Origin of the sequence: Curtobacterium sp. GD1 (genome assembly GCF_020882855.1) — a bacterium.
GTDB lineage: Bacteria > Actinomycetota > Actinomycetes > Actinomycetales > Microbacteriaceae > Curtobacterium.
In genome coordinates, this window is record NZ_JAFEVQ010000029.1 from 38,339 (window position 1) to 45,032 (window position 6,694).

The 6,694-nt window shown below is 72.8% G+C and carries 6 protein-coding genes; all 6 read right to left on the bottom strand.

Annotated features, from left to right (window positions below; genetic code table 11):
* Positions 1 to 38: 38 nt before the first annotated feature.
* Complete coding sequence (locus JSX79_RS14845) at positions 39 to 1,076, bottom strand: NAD(P)-dependent alcohol dehydrogenase (RefSeq protein ID WP_229086841.1); 1,038 nt, start codon at positions 1,074 to 1,076, stop codon at positions 39 to 41.
* Complete coding sequence (locus tag JSX79_RS14850) at positions 1,073 to 2,335, bottom strand: ROK family transcriptional regulator (RefSeq protein ID WP_229086842.1); 1,263 nt, start codon at positions 2,333 to 2,335, stop codon at positions 1,073 to 1,075. Before JSX79_RS14850 ends, JSX79_RS14845 begins: the two co-directional genes overlap by 4 nt.
* A 125-nt stretch (positions 2,336 to 2,460) precedes the next feature.
* Positions 2,461 to 3,510, bottom strand: a complete 1,050-nt coding sequence (locus JSX79_RS14855) for a sugar phosphate isomerase/epimerase (RefSeq protein WP_229086843.1) — start codon at positions 3,508 to 3,510, stop codon at positions 2,461 to 2,463.
* Positions 3,511 to 3,541: 31 nt separating this feature from the next.
* Positions 3,542 to 4,654: a Gfo/Idh/MocA family protein gene (locus JSX79_RS14860; RefSeq protein ID WP_071295274.1), complete on the bottom strand. Its 1,113-nt coding sequence runs from the start codon at positions 4,652 to 4,654 to the stop codon at positions 3,542 to 3,544.
* A complete protein-coding gene (locus JSX79_RS14865) occupies positions 4,639 to 5,286 on the bottom strand; it encodes a ThuA domain-containing protein (RefSeq protein WP_070419197.1) in 648 nt (215 codons plus the stop codon). Before JSX79_RS14865 ends, JSX79_RS14860 begins: the two co-directional genes overlap by 16 nt.
* A 51-nt stretch (positions 5,287 to 5,337) precedes the next feature.
* Positions 5,338 to 6,516: a Gfo/Idh/MocA family protein gene (locus JSX79_RS14870; protein ID WP_229086844.1), complete on the bottom strand. Its 1,179-nt coding sequence runs from the start codon at positions 6,514 to 6,516 to the stop codon at positions 5,338 to 5,340.
* Positions 6,517 to 6,694 lie beyond the last annotated feature (178 nt).

Here is a 6,694-nt window from a genome sequence, read left to right on the forward strand (position 1 = left end):
GGTGCGGGCCCGCCCCGTCCCTCCCGTCCGTCGTCCGGTCACGTCGCGGACGGCACGCCGCCCGGGTAGACGACCGACTTGAGCGACTCGGGGTCGGTGTCGCTCTCGAGGGCCTCGCGGACGTCGCCGAGGCCGAAGCGACCCGTGACCAGCGAGTCCAGGTCCACCTGTCCCGACGCGACGAGCTCGATCGCGACCGGCCACGTGCCGGTGTACCGGAAGATCCCGGTGACGGTGACCTCGAGGTTCTGGATGTGCTCGACCGGCAGCGTCATCTCGGAGTTGCCGAGCCCGACGAGGACGGCGGCCCCGGCCGGTCCGACGGCCTTGATGCCGTCGGAGACGGCCCGCGGTGCACCACTGGCGTCGATGAAGGCGTCGAACGGCGGCAGGTCGGACGCCACGGAGACCACGGTGGGGTCGACGGTCTCGGTCGCGCCGAAGGAGAGCGCACGCTCGCGGCGCTCCGGGACGAGGTCGCTGATGACGATCCGCGAAGCGCCGAACGCCCGCGCGGCCTGCGCGCAGATGATGCCGATCGGACCGGCCCCGGCGATGAGCACGCTCGACCCGGGGACGATCCCGGCCTTGCGGACCGCGGCGATGCCGACGGAGAGGGGTTCGAGCAGGGCTCCGGCCTCGAACGACACCGAGTCGGGCAGCGTGTGCGCGAACTCGGACTCGATCGTGACGAACTCGGCGAACGCCCCGTCCACCGGCGGCGTCGCGTAGAAGCGCATGTGCGGGCAGAGGTTGTACCGCCCGGCGAGGCACTGGGCGCAGCGGTGGCACGGTCGCTGCGGCTCGATCGCCACGCGCTCCCCGACGCGGGACGGGTCGACGCCCTCGCCGACCGCGGTGATCGTGCCGGAGAGCTCGTGGCCGAGCACGAGGGGCTCCTCGACGACGAAGTCCCCGATCCGGCCGTGCCGGTAGTAGTGCACGTCGGAGCCGCACACGCCGACCGCGGCGACCCGGACGAGGACGTCCCCGGGATCGACCGCAGGGACGGGGCGGTCCTCGACGGTGAGGTCCTGGGTGCCGAGCAGCACGCTGACGCGCTGGGTGGAGGTCATGCGGTTCTCGCTTCCTCGGCCGCGTCGTCGCGGCCGGACGGGTGGGTGGTCGTGGGGGTGGGTGTGGCCGGCACCGCGTCGGTGATCCGGTCCGGGTCGCGCAGCAGGGCGCCGAACGCGATCTCGGCGGCCCCGTGCACGAGCACGTCGGACCCGAGCGCGGCCGGCACGATACGGAGCCGGTCGGCGGTCCCGGTCATCGACTGCGCTCGGACGTCGTCGAGGATCCGGTCGCCGACGTGGTCGAGCAGCACGCCGAGGAAGCCGCCGAGCACGACGACCGACGGGTTCACGGTGTGGATCGCGTTGCGGAGGGCCGTGGCGAGGGCTGTCACCTGGCGGTCCACGACCCGTTCGACCTCGGGTCGGCCCTCGGCGAGCGCCGCGGCGAGGGCGACCAGGTCGTCCGGAGCGGTCCCGGCCGCGGTCGCCAGGGCGTCACGGGAGGCCTCGGTCTCGAGGCAGCCGACGGCACCGCAGTGGCACCGGATGCCGTTCGCCGCGACGAAGGTGTGTCCGAGCTCGCCCGCGTACCCGTCGGCACCGCTCAGCGGTCGGCCGGCCGTGATGACCCCACCGCCGATGCCGCTCGCACCGCCGTTGAGGTACACGAGGTCGTCGACGCCCCGGCCGCTGCCGGCGAGCCGTTCCGCCCAGGCACCGACGTTGGCGTCGTTCGCGGCCCGAACCGGCAGCCCGGTCCGTTCGGCGAGGGGCCCGGCGAAGGGCGCGTCGTGCCAGCCGAGGTGCGGTGCGTACTGGACGGTCCCGTCCTCGACCCGGACCGTCCCGGGCACGGCGACCCCGATCCCGACGAGCCGGAGCGTCGCGGTGCCGGCCGACCCCGGACGGATCCGGTCGAGCAGCCCGGCGACGGTCTCGACGGCCTCCGCGGGCGTGGGCGGACGGTGCTGCGGTTCGACGAGGCGGTTCCGCACCGTGCCGTCGAGCCCGACGAGGGCGACCGAGACGGCGTCGACCTCGACCGTGACCGCGGCCGCCACGACGTCCGGCGCGGCCCGGACGACCGGACTCGGCCGCCCGACGCCGGTCCCCGGTGCACCGGCTGCGGGGAGGTCCTCGTGGAGGAGGCCGCGGTCGACGAGTTCGCCGACGAGTGCGAGGGTCGTCGAGCGGTTCAGGCCGGTGCGCCGGGTGATCTCGGCGCGGGTGATCGGCCCCTCCTCGTGGACGAGCCGGAGGACGCGCGCCGCGTTGCCCGGCGCGGGCGCGGGCGTCGCGGCGGTCGTGCTCGTCATCGGTCCCTCCTCTGGTCAGTGGTGGGTGGGTTGGCGCCGGCCCGAGTCTCGGGCCGGCGGACAGTTTCGCGGACTCCGCGCCGCGAAACCGTCCGCGTGGCCGAGTCTCGGCGCCGCGGGCCGCGCTACCGCGACCGCGAGAACGCCGCGTCGAACGCGGCCTCGGGCGGCGCGATCGTGCCCAGCTTCCGGACGAACGCCAGTGCCTCCGGCCCGCCGACGAGCCGGTCCATGCCGGCGTCCTCCCACTCGACGCTCGTCGGTCCGGTGTAGCCGATGTGGTTCAGCACGCGGAACACCCGCTCCCACGGCACGTCCCCGTGCCCGGCGGTGACGAAGTCCCACCCGCGTCGGGGGTCGCCCCACGGCAGGTGCGACGACAGTCGTCCGTTGCGCCCGTCGAGCTGCTTCACCGACTCCTTGCAGTGCACGTGGTACACCCGGTCGGCGAAGTCGAGCAGGAACGCGGCGGGGTCGAGGTCCTGCCAGACGAAGTGCGACGGGTCGAAGTTGAAACCGAACGCGGGGCGGTCGGCGAACACCTCGAGCGTCCGCTTCGCCGTCCAGTAGTCGTAGGCGATCTCGGAGGGGTGCACCTCGAGCGCGAAGCGGACGCCGACCTCCTCGAACACGTCGAGGATCGGCGACCACCGGTCGTGGAAGTCCTGGTACCCGGCGTCGATCATCGACGCGGGCACGGGTGGGAAGCCCGCGACGGTCTTCCAGATCGAGGATCCGGAGAACCCGGTGACGGTGTCGACGCCGAGCGCCGCGGCGGCACGCGCGGTCCACTGCAGTTCCTCGGCGGCACGCTGCCGGACGCCCTCGGGGTCGCCGTCGCCCCACACGTGCGGCGCGAGGATGTCCTCGTGCCGCTGGTCGATCGGGTCGTCGCACACGGCCTGGCCGGTGAGGTGGTTCGCGATCGTCCAGACCTGCAGCCCGTTGCGCTCGAGGATCGCCCTGCGGTCCGCGACGTACGCCGGGTCCGTCGCGGCGCGGCGGACGTCGAGGTGGTCGCCCCAGCAGGCGATCTCGAGGCCGTCGTACCCCCACTCGCCGGCGAGACGTGCGACCTCCTCGAAGGGCAGGTCGGCCCACTGGCCGGTGAAGAGGGTGACCGGCCTGGAGGCGCGGGTCGTCCCCGCCTCGTCGGTTCCGTCCGTCGTCGTCATCGTCGTCGTCCTTCCTCGCTGCGTGTGCTGGTCACCATGATCCCGGGGTCGCGCCGGCGGGAACCGTCTCCGGCCGGTCGACGCGGGACGCCACCGTGACGACCGTGTGCTCCCGCGAGGCGGTCTGGACGGCCTCCATGACCTCGAGCACGTGGAACGCGAGGTCCCCCGACGCCCGGTGCGGCCGGTCGGTCGCGATCGCGTGCGCCATGTCCGCGAGTCCGTACCCGCGGCCGGCGTCGGCGTACCCGGCCGACACGGGCAGCTCGCGCCACTCGCGGTCGTCGGCCGTCGCGATCGACACCGGGTCCGAGAAACGGTTCGGGTCCGGGACGGCGAGACTGCCCGCGGTGCCGTGCACCTCGAACAGCGGTGCCCGGGTCGCCCACACCTCGAACGAGACGGTGACCGTGGAGACGACTCCGCTGGCGTGTTCGAGCACGGCGACGACGTGGGTGTCGACGTCGACGGGGATCGGTGCGCCGGCGAACGGCCCGGTCGCGATGGTCCGCTCACGAGTGGACCGGGTGGCGCTCCCGCTGACCCGGGCGACGGGGCCGAAGAACTGCACGAGGCTCGTCAGGTAGTACGGCCCCATGTCGAGCAGCGGGCCGCCGCCGGGCTGGTAGTAGAACGCCGGCGCCGGGTGCCAGAGTTCGTGCCCCGGGGCGCTCCACGACACCGCGGCACCGACCGGGTCGCCGATCAGCCCGTCGTCGAGTGCTGCGCGCGCGGTCTGGATCCCCGTCCCGAGCACCGTGTCCGGCGCGCTGCCGACCCGCAGGCCCGATCGTGCGGCCAGTTCGAGCACCGGTGCGGCCTCGGCCGTCGCGAGTGCGAGCGGCTTCTCGCCGTAGACGTGCTTGCCGGCGTCGAGGGCCCGGGTGGCCACCTCGGCGTGCGCGGCCGGGATCGTCAGGTTGAGCACGACGTCGACGTCGTCCGCGGCGAGGAGCTCGTCGACGCTCGTGCCCCGGACACCCTGGGCGTCGCCGACCGACCGGGCACGGTCGACGTCGAGGTCCGCCACGGCCGTGAGCGCCAGGCCGGGCAGCGCCGGGAAGTGCTCGAAGTACTGCTGGCTGATGTTGCCGACACCGACGACACCGACCCGCAGTGCCGGACCGTTCACCGGGCTGCCCACAGGAGTCCCCTCTCGATGATCGTGCGGAGCGGCTGCGACTCGACGACCTCGAGCCGGTGCCCGGGTGCCGAGACGAACACGCGTCCCTCGCCCCACTGCCGGGTCCAGATCGCCGGCGCGGTGACCGGACGGTTCCAGGCGTCGAAGTCCCGCGCCTCCTGCGTGGTCGTCGCCAGCACGTCGTTGTACTCGTCGGAGAGCACCCAGTACTGCTCGGTCACGAGGTCGAAGTCCTCGATGCCCTGCGTGATCGGGTGCTCGTGCCCGAGGTCGGTGATGTGCACCGTGTACGGGATGTAGTTGTCGGACTGCTCGCCGGTGCGCTCCGACGGGTGCTTCCCCGCGTGGTGCGCGAACTGGCCGCCGATCATGTGGAGGTAGTCGGCGGTGTTGCGGAACGCGTCCGCGATCCCGCCGTGCCAGCCCGCGAGGCCGGCGCCGCCGAGGACGGCCCGCTGCAGCCCGGCGAACTCGTCGTCGGCGATGGTGGACATCGTGACGACCTGCACGATCAGGTCGACGTCCGCCATGACCGACTCGTCGGCGTACACCGCGGTCGAGTCCGACACCTGCACGTCGAACCCGTTGTCCCGCAGGAACGGCACGAACGCGTCGGTGGTCTCGACCGGCATGTGCCCGTCCCACCCGCCGCGGACGACGAGGGCGTGCTTCGTCGGAGCCACTCAGATCACCGTCCAGGCGCTGCCGTCGGCGGCGCTCCGCTCGACCGCGTCGAGGACCCGCTGCACGTGCAGCCCGTCCTCGAACGACGGCGACGGGTCGGTGCCCGCGACGATCGCCTCGACGAAGTCCTTCACCTCGTGGCTGAAGGTGTGCTCGTACCCGATGAGGTGCCCGGTCGGCCACCAGGCGGCCATGTACGGGTGCTCGGGCTCGGTGACGAGGATCCGCTGGAAGCCCTGCTCGCCCGCGGGTGCCGTGGCGTCGTAGAAGCGCAGCTCGTTCATCGACTCGAGGTCGAACTGGATCGCACCCGCCGACCCGCTGATCTCGAGCGTGAGGCCGTTCTTCCGGCCGGTCGCGTAGCGCGTCGCCTCGAACGTACCGATCGCCCCGTCGGCAGCGCCACCGGCGAGCCGTCCGAGGAAGAAGGCGGCGTCGTCGACGGTGACCTGCCCGCGTTCGGTCGAGGCGGTGCCGGACAGCCCGACGCCCTCGGCCATCAGCGGACGTTCGGTCACGAAGGTCTCGAGGGTGCCGGACACGGTCGACAGCTGTGCGCCCGTGACGTGCTCGACGAGGTCGATCGCGTGCGCGCCGATGTCGCCGAGCGAGCCGGAGCCGGCGAGCGCCTTGTCGAGCCGCCACGTCATCGGGCCGTCCTCGTCGGCGAGCCAGTCCTGCAGGTAGAGCGCGCGGACCTGTCGGACGGTGCCGAGCCTCCCGTCCTCCACCAGCCGCTTCGCGAACGCGATGGCGGGCACCCGGCGGTAGCTGAAGCCGACCATCGCGCGGACGCCGTCCGCCCGTGCGGCGGCGGCCGCCGCGGTCATCGCCTCGGCCTCGGCGACGGTGTTGGCGAGGGGCTTCTCGCACAGGACGTGCTTGCCGGCCTCGAGCGCCGCGATCGCGACCTCGACGTGGGACGAGCCGGGCGAGCAGATGTCGACGACGTCGATGTCCGGGTCGGTGACCACGGCGCGCCAGTCGGTGGACGCGGCCTGCCAGCCGTACTGCTGCCGCGCCGCCTCGGTCCGTCCCGGGTCACGGCCGACGATGACGGCCATCTCCGGTTCGACCCCGAGGTCGAAGAACCTCGGTGCGGTGCGCCACCCCTGTGAGTGCGCGGCTCCCATGAAGCCGTGGCCCACCATGGCCACTCGAAGTCGGTCCTGTGCCATCCGCTCGCTCCCTTGCGATCACGTCCTTGCCAGAGTCAACACTACCGCTTATGTTGGGCGCGGCAACATTTTGTTTCGACGACGAACGGTGACCACCATGGCAACGACGCCCACCCGTGCAGACAAGTTCTCCTTCGGTCTCTGGACCATCGGCTACAACGGATCCGACCCCTTCGGC

What these genes read in the sequence shown, in the direction of transcription:
- JSX79_RS14870 (WP_229086844.1), bottom strand. Translation starts at nt 6,516, where the DNA reads ATGGCACAGGACCGACTTCGAGTGGCCATGGTGGGCCACGGCTTCATG.
- JSX79_RS14855 (WP_229086843.1), bottom strand. Translation starts at nt 3,510, where the DNA reads ATGACGACGACGGACGGAACCGACGAGGCGGGGACGACCCGCGCCTCC.
- JSX79_RS14865 (WP_070419197.1), bottom strand. Translation starts at nt 5,286, where the DNA reads ATGCCGGTCGAGACCACCGACGCGTTCGTGCCGTTCCTGCGGGACAAC.
- JSX79_RS14845 (WP_229086841.1), bottom strand. Translation starts at nt 1,076, where the DNA reads ATGACCTCCACCCAGCGCGTCAGCGTGCTGCTCGGCACCCAGGACCTC.
- JSX79_RS14850 (WP_229086842.1), bottom strand. Translation starts at nt 2,335, where the DNA reads ATGACGAGCACGACCGCCGCGACGCCCGCGCCCGCGCCGGGCAACGCG.